Here is a 25,457-nt window from a genome sequence, read left to right on the forward strand (position 1 = left end):
AAAAAAAGGCGTTGATGCAAAAGCTTAATCTTCCAATTTGTCAGTTCAGACTAAAGGAACAAGGGAATAAGAAACAAATATTTGATGCCGTTCGAAAAAAGTTTGTCGCACTAACACCTGAAGAGTGGGTACGTCAGCACTTTGTTCACTTCCTAATATCACAGCAAAAAATTTCTGCAGGACATATAGCTATTGAATTACCAGTTAATGTGAATGGTTTGAGTCAGCGTGCGGACATTGTGGTACATGATAGACAAGGAAGAGCAGCTATGATTATTGAATGCAAAGCTCCATCGGTTGCAATTAATAAGGCTGTTTTTGATCAGGCTGCCAGATATAATATGCCCTTAAGAGTACAATACATGTTGGTTACAAATGGCCTGCAGCATTTTTGTGCAGAATTAACCGGAGACAAAGGTCAGTATCAATTGTTGAGTAAGATTCCTGATGTGGATGATATTAATGCTTCTTCCTGATTAGCTGGTAGAGGTGCTCATCAACGAAGCCATTTTTCGTTTTCTGCCAGGCTTTTTTTGTGCCTGCTAAGTTGAATCCTACTTTCTCAAATAAGGCAATGCTTGCAAGGTTATTAGACGAAATATTCGCGTATAGTTGATTTAATCCAAGGTTGTTGAAACAGTAGTCTGCAAATAACTGAAGTGCCTCAGCTGCATATCCTTTTTCTCTTTGTTTAGAATGGATTACTATACCCACCCCCGCACGTTGATGGAAACCATCAAAGTCGAACAGGTCAATCATGCCCACAGCTTCTTTGCTTTCTTCAAGTTCAATGATCAGACGTAATTGCTTAGTTTGAAAAACGTCTAGTTGTGCTTGTTCAATGTATTTTACAAGTTGGTGCTTAGAAAAAGGGGTGAGCGTATTGCTCACCTCCCATAATTCCATGTTATTTTCCCATTGATATAGTAGATCGATATCTTCGGGTTCAAGAGCTCTTAATATAAGCTCATCGTTTTTCATTAATTCTTTGTTTCGCTAGGTTTAACCATATCATCATATTGCTTGATGTCTCTGATGAAGGCATCTTGCCATTGCTCCGTGTCTAATACTTTTTGTTTGGCTTTGAGGGTAGATTTATAACCTTTAATGATGCTATAAGCATATCGGAACCAGCCATCCTTACAATCGTACTCCTTGATCAAGTTGTGCTCTAATCCCTCAAATATATCAAATGAGCCTAATTGTTTTTTAGACGAAAGAATTTGAACAGTATAATAAGGTATACCATCGCTGACATCAAGTGCAGTCATGTCAGTTTGGCCTGGAGCTTCTTTGTCTTCAGCTTTTGCTGCCAATAAATAAGTCAGCTCGGTTGGTTCAAGAGTAGTTGTTTTGGTGCTTTTCTTATAAGCCATTTCACGTTCAACATTCACTTTTGTCTCCACTGCTTCATAACCTTCTCCAGCAAATCTTACTTTGTACGATTCTTCAGCTTCAAGTATTAATACATAATTACCTGTACCTGGATGAGGTCTGTATTCGCCAACGGCTTCGTCAGTTGATAATTTAGTGACAAAAATACGTACATTTTCCAGTGGTGCATCACCTTCGCTAGTTACTTGTCCCTTAAATACAGCCAAGCGATTAATTTCCGGCTCCTCATATTCAATTAAATATAAGTCAGAACCACCTAGGTTATCTTCGTAGCCCGAAGAAGCATAATAAGCTATGTTCTGAGTTGCTGTTGGTACAAAGAAGAAGTCATCATCAGGCGTATTAATTGGATAACCCATATTGGTTGGGGCAGTCCAAGTATCATCTTCGAGTAATTGAGTATAGAAAATGTCGAATTTACCCATGCTATTATGTCCTTCTGAACTAAAATATAAAGTACGTCCATCAGGGTGGATGATTGGTGTGTCATCATCGTATGGCGTATTTAAACTTTCCAGGTTTTCGGCTTTTCCCCATTCTCCATTTGGTAAGCGACGAACGCGATAAATATCTTTCCCACCTATGCCTCCTTCACGATTACTTGTGAAATATAGTGTTGATTTATCCGGAGAAATAGAAGCATGCGTTTCGTTGTAACGAGAATTGATCGGAGCCGGAAGTTTTACTGGTTCTCCCCAATTGCTTCCATCATTCATGCTTACATATAGGTTTGAGCCATTAATGTCGTTTCTGAAGATATACAATTCGGTTTCGTCAGATGATAAGCAAACGCCAGCCTCGTGTCCCGGTTTGCGAAACAGTTCTTTCGATGACTTGGCTTTTGTCCAGGCTTCATCTTTAATTACCGAAGAATAAATGCGTTCGGCATATTGCCCATTTGGAAGTAATTCGCTGTAGCTCGATGCTCTTTTTGATGTAAACATTAATAAAGATTCATCCGCAGAAATCAACGGACTGTGATCGTCATATTTTGAATTAATATCAGCACCAAGATTATGAACTTCTAATTTGACTGGCTTGGCCATTAGTTCGATGGCATTTTCGCAGATTTCAATTTGACGACGCGCACCATTAATTAAAGGTTCGTCTTCATTACCCAATTGACTGATTAATTCCTCGTAGGTTTTAATGGCTTCTTCCGGTTTGGTGAGTAATTGCTCTGCTTCACCAATCATCATTTGAACATCTACTCCAAGATCGCTGATTTTCTCTTCTCCCTCAAGGCCAGTGTAGATTTTTTGAAGATTAACGATTGCCTCTTCATATTGCTGCGCATTTAATTGGCAGAATCCAAGGTTATAAAGGATATTGATATTTTCAGGATCGTTGACTAAAAGTTCTGAGAATATATCAATGGCCTCGCCGTATGCTTCGTCCTGGAAAAGTCCAACTGCTTCCTTAAATTTTTTATTGTCTTCGCGTGTTGTGGATTGTGCCTTTGTTATTTGGGCAACAAAAAGCACTGCTAATGCTGTAATAAGTATTCGTTTTATCATACCGGGTTGGCTATTTATATGACTTTTTTTAATAATATCTCGCAAAATAATTAATTATGATCTTTTTATAACAATCTCTTGCTTGTTTTTGATGAAAACAAGCTTTCCATCGCTTAGTCTTTCATTTTGTTGTTCTCAACTATTATCGGATCAAGGTATGTGGCATTGCCTTGGCTCGAGTAATCTAATCGGCCCGAAACCTTAAATGATTTAGTGAGTGTTACTTTGTTAAACGTTTCTATGGTCATTTTGTATTCAACGCCTGTTGGCACAATTAATACATATTTACCATTCTCAGGATGTGGTCGATAGTAACCTATTTCTTCACCTGTATCAGCCTTGCTAAGTGTAATTCTCGATTCGTGAGAGGGCAATCCTTCTTCTGTAAAAATAAAACCTGCTACAACGGATAAAGTGCGTTCGTCGGTTTCTGGAAATTCAATGAGGTAGATGTCTGACCGACCAAATCCGCCAGCACGTTCCGAAGCAAAATAAACACGTTGTCCATCGCTTGTTGGGCTGTAGAAAAGATCATCGGCAGGCGTGTTAATGGGGTAACCAATGTTTTGTGGTTCACTCCATTTTTTGTCTTCTTCGTTCAGTATTTTTGATTTGAAGATGTCGTATCCTCCCATTGATTTGTGACCCATCGAGGCGAAAAATAAAGTTCTTTCATCATGCGATAAAAATGGACTTTCTTCATTTTCAACCGTATTGATAGTTGGTCCGGCATTCATTACTTTTCCCCACTGACCATTAGGTAGTTTTCTGCTTATGTAGATGTCGCTTCCACCAAATCCTTTTGGCCGATCACTGGCAAAAACCAAAGTATTACCATCGTACGAAAGTGAACCATGCGTTTCGGCATGATCGGTATTTATTGGTTTTGGAAATTTCTCGGGCGTACTCCATCCATCCTTTGTGTAATTCGAGAAATACAAGTTACCCGATAAACCATCATTACGATAAATAATAAGTGTACGTCCATCTGCGCTTAAACTACAGGTGGCATCGTTCCCATCTGTATTAATTTTTGCGCCAATATTCATGGCCGGTATCCATTTGCCCTCACGCCAGATAGCTTGATGAATATCTTCATAAAACAGGCCGTCTCCTGAGGTGTAACTTCCTGTTCCTTGTCGGTTTGATGTGAAAACAATAGTTGATTCATCAGCCGAAATTACGGGGCTATGTTCATCGTATTCACTGTTTATGGCTTGTCCGAGGTTACTAATTCTAAAGTCAACTGCATTCTTTTTTAATTCGATGGCGTTTTCGTTGTAAGCTATTTCCTGTTCAATTTGCTTGAGTAAGGATTTTTGCTTTGCCGGAATCATATCTTTCAATCGCATCAACTCTTCAAGTGCTTCTTCGAAACGATAGTTGAGATGATAGGCTTGCGCCAAATAAAAACGTGTTTCTATGGCCTTATCATTTTTGCGATCATCAAGCGAATAGTAGTTTTTTGCTATCTCAAGATGTGGAATCGCATCGTCTGTTTTGTAATCAATGTTCAACAAGCATAAACCATATTGCATACTTAAGTAGGGATCATCAGGAAATTGTAGAAGTAAATCTTTCAGTTGCTGAGCAGCTTCTGAATAATTATCAAGCTGAATGTTATTTGAAATACTCAAAAGCTCCTTTCGGCCAGGCTTATTTTTTTGAGCCTGTACAAGTTGACTTGATAATACTAATGCAAAAATAAATACAACTACTTTCATAGATATTTTTAGGCTGATAATTATTTGGCAATCGGATTTAAACTGCTACAAGTTAGTAAATAAATTACGAATACGGAATTGCATTTTTTCAAGTCGTATGATGCTTATTTGCTTGAAGTCTTCCTGAGGCCAGGATGTTTGAACCAAAAATAGATAAGTGATTGTAGATGTTTTATTAATAGTGGCAGCTGTTTGAGTTTGTACGATCTTCTTTGATAGTTATGTGTCATATTTATGCTTGGAATACAAATAACTCTATAGTGGGCTTGATGTATTCGCACGCATAAATCGGCATCTTCTGGTCCATAAAAAATGGTTTCGTCTAATAAACCAACTTTATCAAATAATTCCTTTCGAATTAATTGAACAGCACCAATTAAATAATCGGGTTCGTAAGGTTCCTTCTTATTTATAAAATCAGAGTATGGGTTGTTGATACTTTTACCTAATAGTTTACTGATTATTCTCCTAGTCTTAACCAGTATTGAAGGAAAGGGTAAACCATTGTACTGGATGGTATCGTCGGGATTTAATAATTGTGGAGCGATCATTCCAATTGTGCTGTCATGAGAAATGCGCCTTATCAATTTGTCTAAGGATAATGGGTGCATCACAACATCGTCATCAAGGATTAACAGAAAATTACCTTCTGCTTCTTGAATGCCAATGTTACGTGCCTTAGCAACTCCCAGATTGCTCTTGTTTTTTAAGAGTTTACATTCTGGATAATTGCTTTCAATTAACGTGAGTGTGGAATCGTTGGAGCCATTGTCAACAATGATTATTTCATAGTCGTAATTTGGGCATGATGGCTCTATTGCATTTAGACAATTGAGAATGATTTTCTCGGAGTTCAGGGTTAATATGACTATTGATAAAGTCATTATCCAAACATTTTTATTTTGAAAGCTTTAAAAGCACTAATGACATCTGCAAGCGATCTAAATTGGCTAATGTGCCTCCAAATGACTGATGGTCGAAGAAAGAAGCTTAAATTTGATTTGAATAATATGCGTTCCATTTCTTCTGCTGTGATGTGCGGATATTCCAATATGGAATGACGCTGAACATCTGTTGGTCGGTATTCGCCTTCTTTCAACCAACCATTTTCTTTGGCGATGCTATAAAACTTGGTGCCTGGAAATGGTGAAACTATGTTGAACATGACTTGACTAACCTTAAGTTTCTTTGCTTCTTTAACTGTTTCTTTAATTGTTTCTTCGGTTTCGAGTGGACTTGTTCCAATTAGAATATTTAGCTTAACCGGCACCTTATATTTGTTTAGCAAATTTATGGCATCATATATCTGTTCGCTATTCATTCCTTTTCGAATAAACTTCAGAATATCATCATTGAATGATTCTACGCCTAAATCGATATAGTCACACTTTGAGTTACCTAATATTGATGCGACCTCTTCATCAATTGCATCAGCTCTGGCCTGGCATCCCCAATGGAAATCATATTTATTTAATTCTTCAACAATTGCCTTTAATCGATTGGTATTAAAAATGAAGTTGTCGTCAACAAAGGCAATACTCTTATAACCTTTATCAGCAAGTTGTTTTAATTCCTCAGCTACATTTTCAGGCGTTCGAAAATAGATGGGGGGCTTACTGCCTCTATTGTTTTTCGATTCTATTTCTCTCGCAAAAGTTAAGGAGCTAGGTACACAATAAATACATTGGTAAGGGCAATTGCGCGAAGTTACAACCGATGTATAAGGTGAGTTTTTTAATTTAGGATTTCGAAAGGTTCTATCTTCGATAAAATGCCTGGCAGGAATAGGTAAACTATCCAGGTCTTTAAGTAAAGGTTGAGGCGCATTATTTACGATTTCTTTTTTCGAATCTAAAAATGATATGCCTTTAACTTCAGATAAAGGAAGCTCTTTCTCAATTGCAATAATGGTATTTAAGGCTGACACATCTGGTTCGCCCCTAATGATGGCAATTTTATTATCAATTAAAAGTTTGGAAGTAAAATAAGTGCCTGCCGGTCCCATAAAAAGAATCCAGTTATCCGCATGGAATTGACGAATTATCTCAATTGCTGTAAGATCGGTACTTATTGATAAGTTAACACTCCAAAAACAAAACACATCTGCTGATAAGGATTTGATGTCTTTTTCGAACTCGTCTTTAGAGCTATTTTTAGCGACATAATCGTGATAGGTAACCGAGTGTCCTTCGCGCTCAAAAATGGCTGCAATGGTTAACTCATATATGTTGGGCATTGGATATACCATCCGAGTACATCCAGCTGAACGTTCAGCTGGCATGTTATCATCAAATGATGGTGGTATGATAAAGGAAATATTCATTATTTATTTTTTGTAATGTGTTATTATACAATATGGGGCAGATAGGCTTTTGTATAAACAGACAAAAAGGTATGAATATTGTGTCGGCAATGAAATTACTTGCAAAAAATTGATTTAATAAAGCCACAAAACGTTTTTCGTTCGGCTTTTTCGTAGAGCATATTGTATTCGTCGCGCTCTTCTTTCGATGCGTTTTTATTCAATGCTTGCCAAATTTCACCCCATCCAAGAAATCCTCCAACGTTGCGATCATCAATAAAGATGTCGGCATTAACTTTACGGCTCATGCTATGATCAATCACTTCTTCGGGATAAGTTTTATTTATGGCGTAAAACTCAACGCCGTTTCTCCGGCAATAATCCACGGCATCGTCGAGATATTTGCCCGAACGGATGGTCCAAAGTACAAGCAGGTGACCTTGTTTTTGCAATCTTTTTAAGGTCTCAAAGGCAAATGTCTTTTCTTTTCCTATGGCTGGGTATCTATGTTCAACGATGGTACCATCAAAGTCAACGGCTATAAGCATTTTAGTAGTTTTTAAAGTTTTAGTTCTGATTCGTCTATTTCAAGTTCATCCAATATAACTTGCCTTCTTGGATAGTTGAGCAAGAGAAATAAGAATATTAAACCAAAAATAATTAATTGATTGATGTGGATTGTTATCAAGTAAATTAATAAGCTAATTAATGAAACTCCCTCAAGTGTAATTATTTTAATGAAAAAAGAATTACGGTAATGAAGTAATTTTTTGTGGGCAGGTAAACTCCGATCAATGTGTGCAACTTTTCGTTTGTGAAACATGTAACTGGCAGGAATCCCAGCCAATGCCAGTATAATTGAAAGTGCTTTTAAATTGTTGATGCTGGTGCCATCTGTTTCATAGAATTGCCCAAACGTTATCACAAAATAGATCGAGAATATGGCAAACATGCTCAGAAGAGCTACGATGACAAAGTATATTAATCTAATTTGATTTATCGATTTCAGTGGATTCATCTTATAAAGTGTTTTCAAAGGGTAAGCGATTAACCAATGATCGGCCTAATGTTACTTCATCGGTGTATTCTAATTCGTCACCAATCGAAACGCCTCTGGCAATGGTAGTCATTTTAACTTGATGTTTTTCAAATTTTTTGAAAAGGTAAAAATTAGTTGTGTCACCTTCCATGGTGGTGCTCAAGGCAAAAATTAACTCTTCAACATCGCCTGATTTAATCTTTTCTTCAAGTGGGCCAATGCTTAAATCATCAGGGCCGATGCCATCCATTGGCGAGATTACGCCACCCAGAACATGGTAAATGCCATTAAATTGCTGCGTGTTTTCAATGGCCATTACATCACGAATGCTTTCTACCACACAAATTAAGCCGTGATTTCGGTTGGTGTTGGCACAAATATGACATATTTCCTCATCTGAGATATTATGACAACTCTTGCAGTAAACAATTTCTTCACGCATACTACGCATGGACTCAGAAAACTTGAATACCGACTCTTTCTCTTGTTTAAGAAGATGAAGCACAAGTCGTAAAGCCGATTTTTTGCCAATGCCCGGAAGTTTAGAAAACTCGTCAACAGCATTTTCAAGAAGTCGAGATGGGAATGATGATGTCATAAAAAGATGTCGTTTATAAACCCAACAAAGGTAATAAAAATAGAGAACAGGATATTCTTGCTTTTGTTTTTAGCATTATTCAAAATGATGTTGCCTTCTATGCATGTTTGCTGCTAAGGATAAAGATGTATATTTGGATTTAAAATTTATTTATCATGAATCCCTTATTGATTGCAGGTATTATCGCTGCTTATTTTGCATTGTTAATTTTAATATCTTTTCTAACTGGACGAAAGGCTGATAATGAAACCTTTTTTAGAGGTAATAAGCAATCGCCCTGGTACATTGTATCGATAGGAATGATCGGCGCTTCATTATCGGGAGTCACTTTTATTTCGGTTCCGGGATGGGTTGGTTCTACGGGGCTAAGTTATATGCAAATGGTAATGGGGTATTTTCTCGGTTACCTGGTTATTGCGCATGTTTTGTTGCCATTGTATTATCGATTAAATCTGACCTCAATATATACTTACCTTGATCAACGTTTTGGTTTCTGGTCGTACAAATCGGGTTCCATATTGTTTTTGTTATCTCGTACCATAGGTGCTTCAGCCCGATTATATCTTATGGCCAATGTGCTTCAAATTGCAGTGTTCGAAGCATTCAATGTGCCTTTTGAAGTAACGGTGCTATTAACCATTTTCTTAATCTGGTTATATACCTTTCGTGGGGGTATTAAAACAATTATATGGACTGATACTTTGCAAACGCTCTTCATGTTGTTGAGTGTTGGTATTGCGGTAGTCATGATAACACGAGCATTGGATTTGAGTTTTGTGGGTATGGTTGATGCCATTGCGAGTAGTGAATATTCAAAGCTTTTTGAATTTGATGATTGGTCATCAAAGCAACATTTTGTGAAACAGTTTTTATCAGGTGCATTTATTACCATTGTAATGACTGGTTTGGATCAGGATATGATGCAAAAGAATCTGACCTGTCGTAACCTAAAAGAGGCAAAAAGAAATATGTATTGGTACGGATTCTCATTTGTGCCGGTTAATTTATTGTTTTTAAGCCTGGGTGTTTTGTTGTTTCTATTTGCTGCTAAAATGGGTATAGCTCTTCCTGAAAATGCTGACGACTTATTCCCAATTATTGCCACCAAAGGGCATTTGCCTGCTACGGTAGGTGTATTTTTTATTTTAGGTTTGGTTGCAGCTGCCTACTCAAGTGCTGATTCTGCATTAACCTCATTAACGACTTCATTTTCCATAGATATTCTTGATGTACAAGCCAAGTCGGAAAAGCAGGCTAAGCGAACCAGGTTGAGAGTGCACATTGCTTTTAGTTTATTATTGGCTTTAGTGATTTTACTTTTTAAAGCTTATAACGACGATAGTATTATTAGTACCATTTTTAATATTGCCGGGTATACCTATGGGCCTTTGCTTGGCTTATATGCATTTGGACTGTTCACGAAATTTGAGGTAAATGATAAGTGGGTGCCACTGGTTGTTATTCTAGCGCCAATATTAACCGGTATCATTGATTATAATTCAAAACTATGGTTTGGCTCGGCGATGGGCTTTGAAAAATTGATGCTTAATGGGCTGATAACTTTTATCGGTTTACTTTGCTTGATAAGGGGAAATAAAAACCGCAACTAAAGAAGTTGCGGTTTGAATGCGTATTTTATAATTTATATGAATCAAGGTTGAACTCACTTCGGGGTTCATCTATTATTCCACTCATTTACCACGGGTTGTACCCGTGGCTATTTGTGTTGAATCCCTTCGGGATTAATAATTTTAATCAAATTTAATAGACCCTCGGTTTTCTTCGCCATCATCGTAGGCATACATGTCACGTAAGAGATCTGCATATTTTTTATAGATAATTCTACGTCGCAATTTAAGCGTAGGAGATAATTCGCCTGACGCCGAAGTCCAGTTCTCACAAACCAAGCGGAAACGTTTTATTTGCTCGTGTGCACCAAGTTGCTTGTTGAATTTTATTACTTCTTTTCTGAATAGGGACTGCACCTTATCATCTTGCACCAGTTCTTTATTATCGCGAAAGTGAACTTTGTGCTCGTGTGCCCACATGTGAAGGTAATCAAAGTTAGGCGCCAATAATGAGCCTGCAAATTTCTCTGATTCTCCAACGATCATGGCTTGTTCGATGAAGTTGGATTCTTTCAATTGGTTTTCGATGGCTTGAGGAGCAATGTATTTACCACTCGAAAGCTTAAACATTTCCTTTTTACGATCGGTAATCTTCAGGAATCTATCTTTCACCAGGCAACCAATATCTCCGGTATGGAACCAGCCATCCTTGTCGATTACCTCATCTGTCATTTTTTGATCCTTGTAATAACCAAGCATCACATTGGGGCCTTTGGCTAATATTTCACCATCTTCCTCAAACTTCACTTCTACATTGCTAAGAACAGGCCCAACGGTTCCAATCATCAGATTGCCCGATGCACTGGTGTTGTTGGCAGCTAGTACTGGAGCTGTTTCAGTCAAGCCATAACCTTCCATAAGAGGAATGCCCGCTGCAAAAAATAAACGGCTTAAGCGCGGTTGTAGGGCAGCGCCACCACTCACTACAAACCTTAGGTTACCACCAAAGGCTTTTTGCCATTTCGAGAAAACCAGTTTACGCGCGATTTTTAATTCAAGTGCATACAGCGGATAGTTATTACCATTGGTTCTATAGCGCTCGCCAAGTCGCATCGCCCAGAAAAAGATGGAGCGTTTTATACCTGATAAATCCTCACCTTTAGAAACCAACTTATCATAGATGCGTTCAATCACCCTTGGAACCGTCACAAATGCGGTTGCTTTTATTTCAACTAGGTTCTGAGCAATGGTGGCCAGGTTTTCGGCATAATAAATACTACAACCATTGGCCTGGTAGAGGTAGTTTATCATGCGTTCGTAAACGTGGCATAGTGGTAAAAAACTCAATATATTGTCTCTTGGACTAAGTGGGAAAAGTGGAATAGAGGCTTTCATGTTACTCATGAAGTTTTCATGGCTAAGCATCACACCTTTAGGGTTTCCTGTTGTGCCTGATGTGTAAATGATCGATACCAAGTCACTTTCTTGAATGCTATTTTTTCGATCGTTAAATTCATCTTTCCACCTTACTTTTTCTGTTTCGCCCAGATGAACAATATCATTCCAGTTTTTGGCACCTTCCACTTCATTAAAAGTATAAATGTCTGTGATGGATTCAACTTCGGATGCAATAACCTTAAGGCGCTTATACAAACTAAGGTCCGATACGATGAGGATTTTCGCATCGCTGTGTTCTAATATGAATCGGTATTCTTCGTCGGAGATAGTTGGATAGATTGGAACGTGAACCACCCCAACCATTGACATGCCCATGTCTACAAAGTTCCATTCAGGGCGGTTGTTTGAAACAGTTGCAATTTTGTCTCCCTTTTGCAAGCCAAGTGCCAAAAGCCCAAGGCTGAAAAGTCGTGCTTGCTCACTGTATTCAGTAACACTAAACTTTACCCATTCGCCATTTCTTTTGGCGCACAATATATCCGGCTTGTTGAATTCTTGCTTGAGATTATCAAGAAGATCAAAAGTTCTTTTAATTTCCATAAACTTGAATAAAAAAGGATAGCTGAATCCTTGTTGTTACACAAATATAATGATTTTTGTGAGACGATAGAGTAACAGATTTGAATCCCCTGCGGGGATTAATTTGATTAGTCTCGGATGGAATCCGGGGAAAAAATCAAATGAATAACAACCGCAAAGTGGTTGAATTGTGATTTTCTTCTTATTTTTTTAAAAGTTCTAGAACTTATTCAATAGTGGAAACTTCAGTATCTCCATTTAGACCTCTCTTGAAATTATCCCAATTGTCAAAAATATTCTTAGAGATAAGAAATACCAAAGCAATAATTATTAAGTATTTCATTTTTATACCCAATATTTCTTTGTTAAAAAAAATCATAGTTTTTAAATTTAAGGTTGATTTAGGCCAATTCTTTTAGTCCATTCTTTGCATGAATAAGCTTTTGATTTATGGTCTCGGCAAAATACCCTTGGTTTTTTTTATAGTTATCGAGCAAGCCTTCTTCGCCATGGTAAAGGTGGTGTTGTATGGCGTAGTATTTAAGGTTGTAGATTTTCACATTGGCATGCGTCAATCGTATGGCAAATTCTTTATCGTCGGGTCCCTTGCCTTCCCAACTGGCATCAAATCCATTCACTTGTTCTGCATCTTTTTTCCAATAGGCCATGTTGCAGCCTCTAACGCCACGTACCGATTTTGAGTTGTAAAGCAGTTGTTGATGCAACATAGCAACTAGCTTACTACGCTTGGCTTTAAGTTTTGGGTAAACGAGTGTTTTACAAAATTGCTTGGTGTCATCTTCGGATATGCCTTGTCTTCGCCCTGCGACAAAACGATTTTCTTTGGCAAAACTCAAATGATCTTTCACAAAATCAGGATCAAGAATAACATCCCCATCAATTTGAATAATGTAAGGGTATTTCGCAGCCTTAATGGCTCTGTTGCGAATGGTGTTAATGCGAAAGCCTTCATCTTCTTGCCAAACATGAACAATGGGGCAGGGGAAGTCTTTGCTAATAAGATCAACTAATTCTTTTGTGTCTGATTTGGAACCATCGTCGGCAATAATTACTTCATCGGGAAGCATGCTTTGCTGAGCTATGCTCTGCAAACATAGCGAAAGTGCTTCGGGCCAATTATAGGTGGTTAAGAATAAGCTTACATTTGGAAATGACATAGGCGCAATTTAGTCTATTTTAATAACATTGCCAGTTGATTGCAAATAGGGAACATGCAGGCGTTCGTGCTTAACTTCAGCATCACCGCTGTAATAGATGTTTCCGGAAGCATAACTTTTTACATCTAATTTTGTGTTGGCTGTGATTTTACAATCACCAATTGATTTATGTGTAATATTTGATAACTCACAGACTAAGTCAAGCGCATCGATGTTAACACTTCCCTCCAGAATAAATGAGGACGATTGGCTGGTGCCGGATAATAAGAAATTGCCAATGTTGTTCCCATAGACATTCAAACTTACATTACTAGCACTTAGGTCTAATTTAACTTCCGAGAATTTCGCACCCCCATTAATCACAATTGAAAAGTTGTTGAAGTTAATTGTAAGATTACTAGTTAATTCCATTGGCATTTCTGCAGTTACGCGTTGCAGGTGTTTGGCCGAGACCGTCAGTTCAATGAGTTGGCTTTTCCGCAGATAATCCTTTTTGTTGTGGTCAATGATTAATGAATCGTTTCGGTAGGTTATTTTTAGTTCATTAATTAAGTTGTCGTAACCACTAATATCTACAATGTCACTCTGTTCATTGTGTAATGCAATGCGAATGGGGGAGTTCACAACGATGTGTTTAATGTCTCCCACATCTTGATGAGTCGTAATAAACGTACCATCCTGAGTGAGTGAATCGATGTATTCGCAAGAGTAACAAAAAAGAATGAGTGCGAATAGTGTTATGTTTTTATAATGCTTTATTGCTTTCATTACTATTTTTTAATACGTGTATACGGGATTCGATAACCCAGGCCAAACTCCAGAAATTCGGATCGAAAAAAACTGGCTTTCACGCTAAAGTTAGCAATAAAGTTTTTTGCAAAAGTTTGTCGAACGCCAAGTCGAGGATAAATGGGTTGCGGTGGTTTTATATTGGTGTGTAGGTATACGCCTACATTGGCAAATAAAGTGGTATTGCCCAAAAACACATTGTAGGAGGCGAACAATCCGTTGAAGATGTAATCCTTGGTTGAATAATCAACTATTTCAGCATATTCATCTTTTGATGTCCACACATACGGGGCTACTTCTGAATAAAATTGATCGTATCCAATACCCACTGCTCTTTTAGCGTTGAGGTGCCACAAGTGATTAATGCTTAAGCTGGCGTTCCAATATAAATTTTGATTGTAATAGGTACTTTGACTGCGACCAACACTTCCAACAATAATCACTTCACGTTGCTTGCTCTTGGGTGGTTTAGTTCGTTCAATATCGGGTGTTAAAGCTTCGTTAAAGTGATACTTCGCACCTAGACTTGCTGTAAGAGTATTGATGCCATGATTTGGTTTGCTGGCTGCTCCGTTTGATAAGTGGGTGAGCGATCCGCTTAAGGCGACCGAAAAGTGCTTGCTAACCCGGTAGTCCATTAATAAGGCCAGACCAATATAGGCATTGAGGTGTGAGCTGAAAACAGTGTTGTAGGTATTGGTTTCAATATCGAAAGGTTTGGTTGCATAACCTAAACCAAGCGAAACCTTATTTTGAATAGATAGCTTGGAGTTTCGATAAATATTGTAGTTAATGTATGGGAACAGGGCTAAGCCAGCACCGTAAATGTCTTTGTTGCCAAAGGTGCCATAGTAAAAACCAAGACCTAGTTCCGGGTAATTGAAAAAGCCTTCCCAACTATCTTCGGAGAAATTGCTTCTGCCATAATTGATTTCTACGCCGCTCGAAAAGTCATCGAGGAAATACATCATGTTAACATGATGAGGTATAACCAAGCCACCATGAAATCGGGTTGTAAGGTAAGTGTGCTTCGATGAGGTGTCGTCGGTTTGCTGTGTTGTCTGACCTTTACTGCTGATACAAAGTAGAACAAAAAAGAATGTAAGAGTAATGTGCTTTCTCAATGAATGCTAAGATTATGGATTAAGCGGCGAAGATAATAAAAAGAGCATGGTTTAATTGTTAAATAGATATCAAATATCTGCTTTCTAAATAAAGGCGATAAAATGTCTGTATGCACCCAGTGCCGCGCTAACCATATCTTTTGATGTCTGTCGGTCTCAAATAGGGCGCTGCCCTTTCCCAAATCGATGCTGTCATTTCCAAGATTAGTGCTGTCCTTTAAAAGAACGATGCTAATCGAAGCCAGTACCAAACTAAGCGTATCTTTTTGATGTCAGTCAGTCTCAAGTAGACCGCAGTCTGCTTCCAAATCGATGCTGTCGATCCCCAAATTAGTGCTGTCAATTAAAAAATCGATGCTAATCGAAGCAAGTGCCGCGCTAATCAAATCTTTTTGATGTCTGTCGATCTCAAATAGAGCGCTGTCTGTTTCCAAATTGATGCTGTCGATGCCCAAATTAGTGCTGACCATGCCAAGTGCTATGATGCCTGTTGCCAAATGGATGATTTGCTATGCATTAGATGGGTGTAATCACTCGCGTTAAGAAATATACTTGAAATTAACCACCAATATTTCCGCGTTAGTCTCTAGAAAATAGCTGTTAGTCACTAATTTTTAAATTTCATTTTAAATAGGTGTTACGAATACCGTTTTATGGTATTAACTGATGAAAAGGGCTTTTAAAGACTAAAGGCCCAAATATTAACTAAGCTTTTTTATTATGACTGCAAAACAGCGTAATCGACTGGCTATGTACATAGCCATTAATCAGGTGTTTGGTACTTATCGTACCGAGCTAAGTACCGTTCCGGCTCTGGTAGAGAGCATCAATGAATTTGAACCTATTGTTAAGTACATTCAGCAAGTTCATCAGGTTCAAAGTGGGTATTCTGCTTCTTCGAGCGAGTTAAAAACGAAGGAAGAAGCTGAGATGATACAAGCATGTGTGCAGGTGGCAGCTGCCGTGTATGTTTATGCGCATAGTAATAAGATGCCTGATTTGGTGAAAAAAGTATCGGTAAGTCCGAGTGGTTTACAAGGTATGCCCGATCATGAATTGGTGTCGGTGTGTCGAAACATATTGGAATTAGCCAGAGGAGTAGTTGATTTTTTGGGCGATTATGGTGTTAGTGGCGAGAGCTTAACTCGATTGGAGAGTGAAATAAATGATTTTGCCGTATTGATTGGCTCACCCCGAGGAGAAATAGTGACTCGCTCACAGGCCACTCGCGAACTGAAAATTTTATTTAGTCAGGCTGATGATGTGGTGAAGAATAAGCTAGATAAGCTAATGTTGCTGATGGAAATGACTCATGCTAAAGTTTACCAAACTTATAAGGCAGCTCGTGTTATAGTTGACTTAAAAGCCCATAAAAGTGCGAGCGAAGAAAGTATGGAAGCATAGGGTTTGATAGTTAATTCCAAACAAAAAGCTTAGCCTATTCGGTTAAGCTTTTTGTTTGGAATTATTCTAGATTGAATGCAATGTGTTAATCATTTCTAATGTTTTGTTTAGTTTTAATGCAGTCAAAGGGTTCTGATGTATGGCGTATATCAAAAAGTTGTAAGACGTCTATGATATCGAATTCTTTAAAAGGGATAGACGGGGTACGCTTTATATCCCATAGTTGGCCACAAGCCAAAAACAGCAGCACGTAAAATAAACATGAGAGAAAAAAGATTTGAAATATTAGAAGGATTACCACCTTATGGACCTATGTATATTCCAATAACGACTGATAATGAATTATTTTTTTCAGAAGGATATGTTGTACGTTTTTTCAAGTCTGACGGAACTGATTGGGTTGCAAATTTCAAGCCTGGCTGGTCTAACTATTATGGCATCTTTGATTACCCAGACAATGATACAATAATAGTAATTGCAGGAGGACAGGGCTATGTAATGTCAACTGAGAATGAAACTCCAAAATCCTCATTTGGAATTGCAATTAATAATGTGATTCAAAGAAACGATGGCAGTTTAATTTGTGCAGATGATACTCATATTTTGTTGTTGGATTATCAATCGGGTGAATTTTGGGAAAGCGACAGAATCTCTTGGGACGGAATTCGTGACTTAAAACTTGATGAGAATATAGTGCAAGGACAATCATTTGACCCGACAAATTCAATAAAACCATGGGCTGATTTCTCGGTTGACTTAAACTCTAAAGAAATCCATGGAGGGTCATTTCAAGAGACTTTAAAAAACAACCCTCATTTAGAAGTTAATAAAACTGGACTGATAAAGGAAAAACAGCATGATGAAAAGAAAAAACGTTGGTGGAAGATTTGGTAAAAAGCCCAGTGTACAACACGCTTCAATAGCGCAATATGGAAAGATTGTAAGATTAAATCGCCTTACAACACCATACGGCAGGCCGTGGCAACAAGTGGATAGCAAAAAGCAATAAACTATGAATAAAGATATAAAACTTTTTAAAGCCTCGTTAAAAGATATGATGAAATTGTTTTTGTTCAACTTTATTATAATAAGCAGCTTCTTTTTTCTAATTACAATAGTAATAATGGACAAATCATTTGATGAATTATCTTTATCAACATTGCTATATCTATTAATATACCCGATAATTATCGGCCTTACCCAATCATTTGTGAATCGTAATGGTGTTATAACTATAGAGAATAAAGATGGAATTGTATCAGAAAGGAAAATAATTGAAAGTTTATTGGACGAAATGAATTATGAAAAAAACTTTAATGACAACACCTCCACTCAATATTCTCAAAAGAGCAGATTAAAAAAGTTATTTAATCTATTAATAGACGAACGATTGAGAGTCACATATGAAAAAGATACAATTATTGTTTTAAGCAGAAAACGAATTTTGGAACGTCTAGAAACAGGATTAATACCGTTTACTAATCAAAATGCGCCTTAAAATCAAGGCGCTTTGATTATGTAACGGCATTTACCATAGTAACGAGCAAAATGGCTTTCAGCGCATTTTAATGCACAATTCGTATAAAATACGGAACCAATAAATAAACACCAGGAACCAATGATGGCTAATAAAGCATAAGTGAGCCATCTGATTTTTGTTGATTCGTAATGTTGGCAAGCACCGCCAAATCTTTGATTTATAAACAATGAGTCGTTATTTTTATGGTGTTCATGATTGTCAATTATTCGCTAGACTATATTTAAATTGGTGCTCATGAACTATCGTTTGGCTTCGGAAATGAAAAGTTAAAAACAAATACAAATCTTTGGCTCAGTGGTGTTCTGGAAGGGTAGTTTGTGCCATTTCATACGCTTCATCTAGCCAAACGTTGTACACAATGCTCACCAGAATCAATCGTACTGTTTATTTCCGTACCTATTCTGTTTTTGCGGATATTTTCCGTACCTTTGTTTAAAATATTAGATTATGGGAGTCTTAAAACAGGATAAAGCGCGATTTGATACAAGATTGTCATTAGAGCAAAAGCAATTATTTGAGAGAGCAGCGACACTAGGTGGATACAGAAATCTGACTGATTTTGTCATATTAACCGTTCAGAACAAGGCAAAGGAGATTATTGAAGAAAGAGAGACTGTCATTGCCTCACAAAACGATAAAGAGATTTTCTTTGATTCTTTGATAAAACCTCAGAAACCAAATGAAGATTTGCTTTCTGCTAAAGATGAATATAACAAATTGACTTCTTAATGAGTTATCTAACTGAACCGCTTGATTCCAAGCACAACAGAGATGATTTCTCATGTGGAAAAGACTTATTAGATAATTATTTTTGGAAGCAGGCGAAACAGGATGTCAAAAGAAAACTTTCAGCTTGTTTTGTATTAGTTGATAAAGCAACAGAAAAGATTACAGGATATTACACTTTGTCGAGCAATAGTATTTCAAATGATTTGATTCCAGATTCATTCAAGAAGAAATTACCAAAATCATATTCATCGATACCGACAATACTTTTAGGCCGATTAGCTATTGATAAGAACTTTCAAGGTAAAGGAATTGGAAAAATCCTTTTGATTGATTCATTGAAAAGGTGTTTTGACACATCTGATAGTATTGGAGCATTTGCTGTAATTGTAGATCCATTAGATAAAGATGCAGAAAGGTATTATTATAAATATGGATTCATAAAACTACCTGATAGTGGAAAGATGTTTTTATCTATGAAAACTATAAAAGAGCTATTTGGATAATCCACAGTATACAACAATTAGCCTTCAATAAAGGGTTGCTTGCACACGCTTAACATTGAAGCAGATGTTGAACTAAACGAAGTGACTATATCCAGATTAATAAAACATGTAAATTAACGATAGCTTCGATTATAAGCTTTTTTGTTATTCTGGTGCTTCCGATTTCTTAGGATCAGCTGTGAACTGAAATGACATTAAGAAGATAAAACAGCAGGCTGCAAATTCGTAGTAAAACAGAAGGTGTCCAGTAAGGTTAGCCATGATGTTAACTGAACTGGTGGTGATTAAAAACAATCCAGTGACCAGAATAACCCAATTGAAATTAGGATATCGCTTACCCATAATGTATAGGAGGTATGGAAAGAGGATTAAAGCAAATGTTGTATAGCCATAGCTGCTGAATATTACTGATAATAATGCTAAAATAGCAATGATTGATAAAAGGGATACTATTGCAATTTTTCTTTCCATAATTCAAATTGATAAACGACTCACTAAAATTTACTGACCTTATTACAATTAAATAAGGAAATAGTTTATCCGTATTTCGTATTTTTATCGAAAAATAAATCATGCGTTATATTCTTCTTGTTCTATTTCTATGTTCCTTATCAGTCTTTGCTCAACAAAAAATACAAATTGCCTTTGTGGGCGATGTGATGGGGCACGATACGCAGATTAATTCGGCACGTATTGATTCAACGGGTGAATATGACTATTACTCCGTTTTTAAATACATTAAAGAAGATTTGAAAGCGGCTGATATACTCATCGCTAACCTGGAAGTAACGCTGGCCGGCCCCCCTCATAAGGGTTATCCGCAATTTTCATCTCCCGATACTTTAGTCGATGCTTTGCTTGATGCTGGGGTTGATGCTTTTGTGATGGCAAATAATCATTGTGTGGATCGTCGAAAAAAAGGTCTTGAGCGCACATTAAAAGTGTTGGATCAAAAAGGGATTCCGCGCACTGGGGTTTTTAAGGATAGTTTGGATCGTGTGAAGAACAATCCACTCATTATTGAAAAAAAGGGATTCCGATTGGCTTTGTTGAATTATACCTATGGAACCAATGGCATTCGAGTTTCATCTCCTAATATTGTGAACCAGATTGATACGGCTTTGATGTCGCGTGATATTGCCTTAGCCCAAACAATGGATGTGGATGAAATAATTGTTTGTATGCACTGGGGCTGGGAATACCAGACGAAGCCGAATCCGGAACAGAAAAAGTTAACACAATTATTATGGAACAAGGGCATTAATGTGGTGATTGGCTCACATCCGCACGTGGTTCAGCCCATGGTTTGGAAACAGGATGATAAGCAGAGTAAGATGGTGGCTTATAGCCTCGGTAATTTTGTGTCTAATCAACGAAAGGCACCGTGTGATGGAGGGGTGATTGCTATGGTAGAACTGACTAGGGAGGCTGACTCGACCTATGTGTCGGGAGCCGATTTTCAATTAACATGGGTGCATACACCAAACGAGAATGGTAAAAAGCGTTTTTATGTATTGCCTGCCGCGCGTTATTCCAAAGCCGCTTATTGGCCAGATGCTGTTGCTCGCAAGCGAATGAATGAATACATAGGAGAGGCCAGAGCTGTTTTTAAGAATAATGTGGGTATTGAAGAACGTAAGTTTATTTTGCCGGCAATTAAGCTCGAAAGTAAAGGTTTGGAGAAGATATATATGGATGCCCCAGAGGGCATTAAATGATAGTTGCTCCTGAGCGCTTGCTGAGCTTGTCGAAGTAATGCGAAGGGAAACGAGGTGAATACCAGGTCCTGTCGAAGTAAGCTGAAGGGTGTGAAATAAAAGGAGCGGCTCTTTATTTATAGATCATAAATAAAGAGCCGCTCCTTTTAGTATTTATCTTGATTTACGCGTTAATCGTATTCTTTACAATCGCTAAAGCTTCTTGAATGGCAGTATCCAGGCCATCTAACTTTTTACCACCAGCAGTTGCGAAAAATGGCTGACCACCGCCACCACCTTGCATCTTCTTAGCTGCCTCGCGTACAATGGTTCCAGCATTCAAATCATATTCCTTAATCAGATTTTCCGATATCATGATGGATAATTGCGGTTTACCTTTTAATTCAGCTCCTAGTATGGCAATGCAATCATCCAGCTCAGTCTTAATCTGAAAAGCTAAATCTTTCAATTCTTCGGCAAGAATAGGCTTGACTTGAGAAGCAATAATTTTAACACCACTTACATCGTGGGCACCATCAATTAGGTTACGCTTTTCAATGGCTATGAAATTTTTCTTCATACCCTGCACTTGGGTGTTCATATTGCTATTTTCATCAAACAGGTTTTCAATGTTCTTTTTAAGGTTAGCAGGGTTTTTAAACATACTCTGCAATTCCTTAATCAACATTGATTGTTGGTGGATGAATTCCTCTGTTTTCACACCCGAAAGCGCTTCGATACGACGAACGCCCGCTGCTATCGAAGATTCTGATATGATCTTAAAGAAACCCAATTCACCAGTTGCTTGTACGTGTGTTCCACCGCACAACTCAACCGAATCTCCAAACTTAATGGCACGAACCAAATCGCCGTATTTTTCTCCAAATAGTGCCATGGCACCCATTTCAACAGCTTTAGAATTCGGAATGTCACGCATTTCTTCCAAAGCAATGTTGTTTCGAATCTTCTGATTAACGATGGCTTCAACTTCAGCAATTTCTTCTTCGCTTACTTTTTGGAAGTGCGCAAAGTCAAATCGTAAATAATCAGGATGTACCAACGAACCCTTTTGTTCAACATGTGTGCCTAATACCTGGCGCAAAGCATGGTGAAGCAGGTGAGTTGCTGTATGGTTGTTGGCAATGTTCTGACGGTTTGTTGTATTCACAATGGCCTTGAAAGTACCATTTAAATTAGCTGGTAATTTTTTAGCAAGGTGCACAATCAGGTTGTTTTCCTTCTTGGTGTCGATGATGGAAAGTTTATCTTCACCTTGCTGGATATAACCGGTATCGCCAACCTGTCCACCACTTTCGGCATAGAAAGGCGTGATGTTGAAGACTAATTGGTATAGCTCCTTGTTTTTGGTTTTTATCTTTCTGTAGCGTGTAATAAATACATCTGATTCTAAGTAATCGTAGCCGATGAATTCTTCTCTATCATCGTGTTGAAGCACAACCCAATCATCCGTTTCGATGGAGGTGGCATTTCTTGCACGTTGTTTTTGTTTCTCCATTTCAGCTTCAAACTCTTGACGATTAACAACCAGGTTGTTTTCTTCTAAAATGAGTTCCGTCAAATCCAAAGGAAAACCAAAGGTGTCGTACAGTTCAAAAGCAACAGTACCGCTTACAACATTGTAATCTTTAGCTTTTGTCTCAACTATAATTTTATCAAGTAGATTGATTCCTGTAGCAAGCGTTCTTAAAAACGACTCTTCCTCTTCTTTAATAACTTTCTCGATCAAAGTTTTTTGAGCTTGTAATTCAGGATAAGCATCACCCATAGTCAAAATTAGGGTGTCGATCAGCTTATACATAAAAGCTTCTTTGCTTTGTAAGAAGGTGTAGCTATAACGAACGGCGCGACGCAATATGCGACGAATCACATAACCCGCTTTATTGTTTGATGGTAATTGACCATCGGTAATAGAGAATGAAATGGTACGCACATGATCGGCAATAACGCGCATGGCAATATCAACCTCTTCGTTTTTGCCATATTCAAAGCCCGATAATTCTCCAATCTTTTTTAAGAGTGGCTGGAATACATCAGTATCGTAGTTCGACGATTTCTTTTGAATAACACGACACAAGCGCTCAAAGCCCATTCCTGTATCCACATGTTTATTTGGCAATGGCACTAATTCGCCATTGGCTTTTCTATTGTACTGTATGAATACCAAATTCCAGATCTCAATAACTTGCGGATGATCTTCATTCACCAATGATTTTCCGTCAACTTTAGCACGCTCATCATCGCTACGCATATCAATGTGAATCTCTGAGCAAGGTCCGCATGGCCCTGACTCACCCATCTCCCAAAAGTTATCCGCTTTGTTGCCATTAACGATGCGCGATTCATCAATCCACTCTTTCCAGTTGTCAGCAGCTTCCTCATCACGACCTACATTATCTTCTTTGCTACCTTCAAAAATGCTCACATACAAACGATCCTTGTCAACTTTAAGAACTTCGGTCAGATATTCCCAAGCCCAGGCAATGGCCTCTTTTTTAAAGTAATCGCCAAACGACCAGTTTCCTAACATCTCAAACATAGTATGATGGTAGGTGTCATGTCCAACTTCTCCTAAGTCATTATGTTTCCCAGAAACACGCAAACATTTTTGCGAATTTGAAACACGCACACTTTCGGCGGCACTGTTGCCCAGAAAGATATCTTTAAACTGGTTCATTCCAGCATTGGTAAACATTAGAGTGGGATCATTCTTCACTACCATAGGAGCTGAAGGAACAATTTTGTGTTGTTTCGATCTGAAAAACTCCCAAAAGCTCTTTCTTACTTCAGAGGCCGTCATCATAGTATATCTGTTTAAATTTTTATCAATTATAGGTCTTCATTTTTGTTTAAACCGTTGCTCAGAGCGGTACTAAACAGAAAAATTCCTTGCAAAGTTAGATTATTTACCTAATTTTGGACGATTCGAGCAAAAAATTTCTAAATTTAGAAGCAAAAGAAATATAGTATGTCAAAGGTTAAGTATCGTTATAATCCGGAAACGCTTAGCTACGATAAAATCGAGAAAGGCTATAAGTACTATTCGGCCCGTGTCTCAATCTATTTGATGAGTCTGTTCTTGTTGGGTTTCGTATTGTATTTTATCTATCCATATGTTTTTGAAAGCCCTAAAGAAAAAAGGCTTACCAGAGAGAATCAGCAGCTATTGTCACAATACGATATCATGAATAAAAAGCTTGATCAGCTTGAGCTTGTTTTGGATGATATTGAATTACGCGATGAAAACATATATCGTACAATTTTTCAGGCCGATAGTATTCCGAATAGTATCCGACGTGCAGGTTTTGGTGGAGTCAACCGCTACACGCATCTTGAGGATATGGATAATTCCGAATTGGTGATGGAAACAGCCAAGCGATTAGATGTGGTGATGAAACAACTGTATGTGCAATCAACATCGTTTGATGAGGTGATTGAATTAGCCAAACGCAAGGATGAAATGTTAAGATCTGTTCCTGCCATTATGCCAATATCAAATTCTGATTTAAGAAGAACCGCATCAGGTTGGGGCTATCGTATACACCCGATTCATAAAATTCGTAAGTTTCATTATGGTATGGACTTTACGGCACCAACAGGAACTGAGATTTATTCTACTGGTGATGGTGTTGTTTCTAAGATAACTAATGAAGTACGTGGTTACGGTAAGCGTATTGAAGTTGATCATGGCTTTGGTTACAAAACCTTATATGCCCATTTAAATGCCTTTAATGTGAAAAAAGGGCAGAAGGTAAAGCGTGGTGAGGTGATTGGTTTTGTTGGAAATACAGGTACAAGTACTGCACCGCATTTGCACTATGAGGTGATTGAGAAAAACAGAAAAGTAAACCCTCAACATTATTATTTCAAGGAGGACTTTACAGCAGAGCAGTACGATCGTATGATTCAGATCTCATCCAACTCAAATCAAACATTTGATTAAGTAATTACTATTCTCTAAGATATTTGAAAGCGATCTAATTTAGGTCGCTTTTTTGTTTAAAAAAGCTGGTATGGAAAGGGGGATCAATTACAAATATTGTGGAGGCAATATAAGTTGCTCGATGATCAGTTATACCAATTGTATTTTAAAATGAGCCTTCTTAAACGATTTTTAAAAATAACAATGGTTAATGCCGTTGTAATAATGATTGAGCATTTCAAGTGAAACGCAGATAAGGCTCACTTCAATATACTAACGGTATTATCATCCAAGTTAGTGACCGAGCATAGCCGAGGGCTAGTTTGTTGGAATTGCATATAATACCGTTTACAAACCAAAACGATTGATAAAAAAATCAATCTGTGCTTTTGTATCGGCATTAACCATTGTAATTAGCAAAATGATTTATCAA

General features: G+C 37.7%; 25 protein-coding genes. 9 read left to right on the forward strand and 16 right to left on the reverse strand.

The annotated features are described in order from the left end of the window. The first annotated feature begins 14 nt into the window (after positions 1–14). Entirely contained in the window at positions 15–476 is a 462-nt protein-coding gene (locus ACRD7B_RS11660) for a type I restriction enzyme HsdR N-terminal domain-containing protein (protein WP_430824739.1), read from the forward strand. On the opposite strand, the gene ACRD7B_RS11665 is transcribed toward ACRD7B_RS11660, so the two are convergent. The 8 genes from ACRD7B_RS11665 to recR form a co-directional block, all read right to left on the reverse strand. After that, positions 460–981, reverse strand: coding sequence for a GNAT family N-acetyltransferase (locus ACRD7B_RS11665; protein ID WP_430824740.1), 522 nt, complete (start codon positions 979–981; stop codon positions 460–462). The genes ACRD7B_RS11660 and ACRD7B_RS11665 overlap by 17 nt on opposite strands. Continuing rightward, on the reverse strand, positions 981–2,912 hold the full coding sequence (locus ACRD7B_RS11670; RefSeq protein WP_430824741.1) for a tetratricopeptide repeat protein: 1,932 nt from the start codon (positions 2,910–2,912) through the stop codon (positions 981–983). The genes ACRD7B_RS11665 and ACRD7B_RS11670 overlap by 1 nt, the downstream gene beginning before the upstream one ends. Positions 2,913–3,025: 113 nt before the next feature. Further along, on the reverse strand, positions 3,026–4,636 hold the full coding sequence (locus tag ACRD7B_RS11675; protein WP_430824742.1) for a hypothetical protein: 1,611 nt from the start codon (positions 4,634–4,636) through the stop codon (positions 3,026–3,028). Between the two features lie 104 nt (positions 4,637–4,740). Then, the gene (locus tag ACRD7B_RS11680) at positions 4,741–5,520 is read right to left on the reverse strand and encodes a glycosyltransferase family 2 protein (protein WP_430824743.1); all 780 of its coding nucleotides are present in this window, start codon (positions 5,518–5,520) and stop codon (positions 4,741–4,743) included. Continuing rightward, positions 5,520–6,959, reverse strand: a complete 1,440-nt coding sequence (locus ACRD7B_RS11685; RefSeq protein ID WP_430824744.1) for a B12-binding domain-containing radical SAM protein — start codon at positions 6,957–6,959, stop codon at positions 5,520–5,522. The genes ACRD7B_RS11680 and ACRD7B_RS11685 overlap by 1 nt, the downstream gene beginning before the upstream one ends. 95 nt (positions 6,960–7,054) lie before the next feature. Then, entirely contained in the window at positions 7,055–7,486 is a 432-nt protein-coding gene (locus tag ACRD7B_RS11690) for a BT0820 family HAD-type phosphatase (RefSeq protein WP_430824745.1), read from the reverse strand. Between the two features lie 11 nt (positions 7,487–7,497). Next, entirely contained in the window at positions 7,498–7,956 is a 459-nt protein-coding gene (locus tag ACRD7B_RS11695; protein WP_430824746.1) for a hypothetical protein, read from the reverse strand. Between the two features lies 1 nt (position 7,957). Continuing rightward, positions 7,958–8,575, reverse strand: a complete 618-nt coding sequence (recR, locus tag ACRD7B_RS11700; RefSeq protein ID WP_430824747.1) for a recombination mediator RecR — start codon at positions 8,573–8,575, stop codon at positions 7,958–7,960. Between the two features lie 155 nt (positions 8,576–8,730). On the opposite strand from recR, the gene ACRD7B_RS11705 reads away from it, so the two are divergent. Continuing rightward, the gene (locus ACRD7B_RS11705) at positions 8,731–10,185 is read left to right on the forward strand and encodes a sodium:solute symporter (RefSeq protein WP_430824748.1); all 1,455 of its coding nucleotides are present in this window, start codon (positions 8,731–8,733) and stop codon (positions 10,183–10,185) included. A 141-nt stretch (positions 10,186–10,326) separates the two neighbouring features. Here ACRD7B_RS11705 and ACRD7B_RS11710 read toward each other — a convergent pair whose 3' ends face one another. The 6 genes from ACRD7B_RS11710 to ACRD7B_RS11735 all read right to left on the reverse strand — a co-directional run bounded on the left by ACRD7B_RS11710 (position 10,327) and on the right by ACRD7B_RS11735 (position 15,708). Continuing rightward, positions 10,327–12,141 (reverse strand): AMP-dependent synthetase/ligase, encoded by a 1,815-nt coding sequence (locus ACRD7B_RS11710; protein ID WP_430824749.1) that lies wholly within the window; start codon positions 12,139–12,141, stop codon positions 10,327–10,329. A gap of 205 nt (positions 12,142–12,346) precedes the next feature. Then, the gene (locus tag ACRD7B_RS11715) at positions 12,347–12,499 is read right to left on the reverse strand and encodes a hypothetical protein (RefSeq protein ID WP_430824750.1); all 153 of its coding nucleotides are present in this window, start codon (positions 12,497–12,499) and stop codon (positions 12,347–12,349) included. 22 nt (positions 12,500–12,521) lie between these two features. Beyond that, complete coding sequence (locus ACRD7B_RS11720; RefSeq protein WP_430824751.1) at positions 12,522–13,298, reverse strand: glycosyltransferase family 2 protein; 777 nt, start codon at positions 13,296–13,298, stop codon at positions 12,522–12,524. A gap of 9 nt (positions 13,299–13,307) precedes the next feature. Continuing rightward, complete coding sequence (locus tag ACRD7B_RS11725; protein ID WP_430824752.1) at positions 13,308–14,066, reverse strand: GIN domain-containing protein; 759 nt, start codon at positions 14,064–14,066, stop codon at positions 13,308–13,310. Positions 14,067–14,068: 2 nt separating this feature from the next. Next, positions 14,069–15,211, reverse strand: coding sequence for an acyloxyacyl hydrolase (locus ACRD7B_RS11730; RefSeq protein WP_430824753.1), 1,143 nt, complete (start codon positions 15,209–15,211; stop codon positions 14,069–14,071). Between the two features lie 272 nt (positions 15,212–15,483). After that, entirely contained in the window at positions 15,484–15,708 is a 225-nt protein-coding gene (locus tag ACRD7B_RS11735; RefSeq protein ID WP_430824754.1) for a hypothetical protein, read from the reverse strand. A gap of 223 nt (positions 15,709–15,931) precedes the next feature. On the opposite strand from ACRD7B_RS11735, the gene ACRD7B_RS11740 reads away from it, so the two are divergent. From ACRD7B_RS11740 to ACRD7B_RS11760, 5 genes are all read left to right on the forward strand, one after another. Next, positions 15,932–16,615, forward strand: coding sequence for a hypothetical protein (locus ACRD7B_RS11740; RefSeq protein WP_430824755.1), 684 nt, complete (start codon positions 15,932–15,934; stop codon positions 16,613–16,615). 261 nt (positions 16,616–16,876) lie between these two features. Continuing rightward, positions 16,877–17,509, forward strand: a complete 633-nt coding sequence (locus ACRD7B_RS11745) for a hypothetical protein (RefSeq protein ID WP_430824756.1) — start codon at positions 16,877–16,879, stop codon at positions 17,507–17,509. A 118-nt stretch (positions 17,510–17,627) separates the two neighbouring features. Next, positions 17,628–18,113: a hypothetical protein gene (locus tag ACRD7B_RS11750; protein ID WP_430824757.1), complete on the forward strand. Its 486-nt coding sequence runs from the start codon at positions 17,628–17,630 to the stop codon at positions 18,111–18,113. A 489-nt stretch (positions 18,114–18,602) separates the two neighbouring features. Next, positions 18,603–18,884 carry a type II toxin-antitoxin system TacA family antitoxin gene (locus tag ACRD7B_RS11755; RefSeq protein WP_430824758.1) on the forward strand — a complete coding sequence of 94 codons (282 nt, stop codon included), beginning with the start codon at positions 18,603–18,605 and terminating at the stop codon, positions 18,882–18,884. Beyond that, on the forward strand, positions 18,884–19,387 hold the full coding sequence (locus ACRD7B_RS11760; protein ID WP_430824759.1) for a GNAT family N-acetyltransferase: 504 nt from the start codon (positions 18,884–18,886) through the stop codon (positions 19,385–19,387). Before ACRD7B_RS11755 ends, ACRD7B_RS11760 begins: the two co-directional genes overlap by 1 nt. Before the next feature lie 144 nt (positions 19,388–19,531). Here the strand turns inward: ACRD7B_RS11760 and ACRD7B_RS11765 are convergent, their stop codons facing one another. After that, on the reverse strand, positions 19,532–19,858 hold the full coding sequence (locus ACRD7B_RS11765) for a hypothetical protein (RefSeq protein ID WP_430824760.1): 327 nt from the start codon (positions 19,856–19,858) through the stop codon (positions 19,532–19,534). A gap of 101 nt (positions 19,859–19,959) precedes the next feature. Between ACRD7B_RS11765 and ACRD7B_RS11770 the strand changes: the two genes are divergently transcribed. Further along, positions 19,960–21,105, forward strand: coding sequence for a CapA family protein (locus tag ACRD7B_RS11770; protein WP_430824761.1), 1,146 nt, complete (start codon positions 19,960–19,962; stop codon positions 21,103–21,105). Between the two features lie 163 nt (positions 21,106–21,268). Here the strand turns inward: ACRD7B_RS11770 and alaS are convergent, their stop codons facing one another. Further along, a complete protein-coding gene (gene alaS / locus ACRD7B_RS11775; protein WP_430824762.1) occupies positions 21,269–23,905 on the reverse strand; it encodes an alanine--tRNA ligase in 2,637 nt (878 codons plus the stop codon). A 165-nt stretch (positions 23,906–24,070) separates the two neighbouring features. Here alaS and ACRD7B_RS11780 point away from each other — a divergent pair, with 165 nt between their 5' ends. Continuing rightward, on the forward strand, positions 24,071–25,045 hold the full coding sequence (locus ACRD7B_RS11780; RefSeq protein ID WP_430824763.1) for a M23 family metallopeptidase: 975 nt from the start codon (positions 24,071–24,073) through the stop codon (positions 25,043–25,045). The last annotated feature ends 412 nt before the right edge of the window (positions 25,046–25,457 follow it).

This window comes from Carboxylicivirga fragile (assembly GCF_050589805.1).
GTDB classification, from domain to species: Bacteria; Bacteroidota; Bacteroidia; order Bacteroidales; family Marinilabiliaceae; genus Carboxylicivirga; species Carboxylicivirga fragile.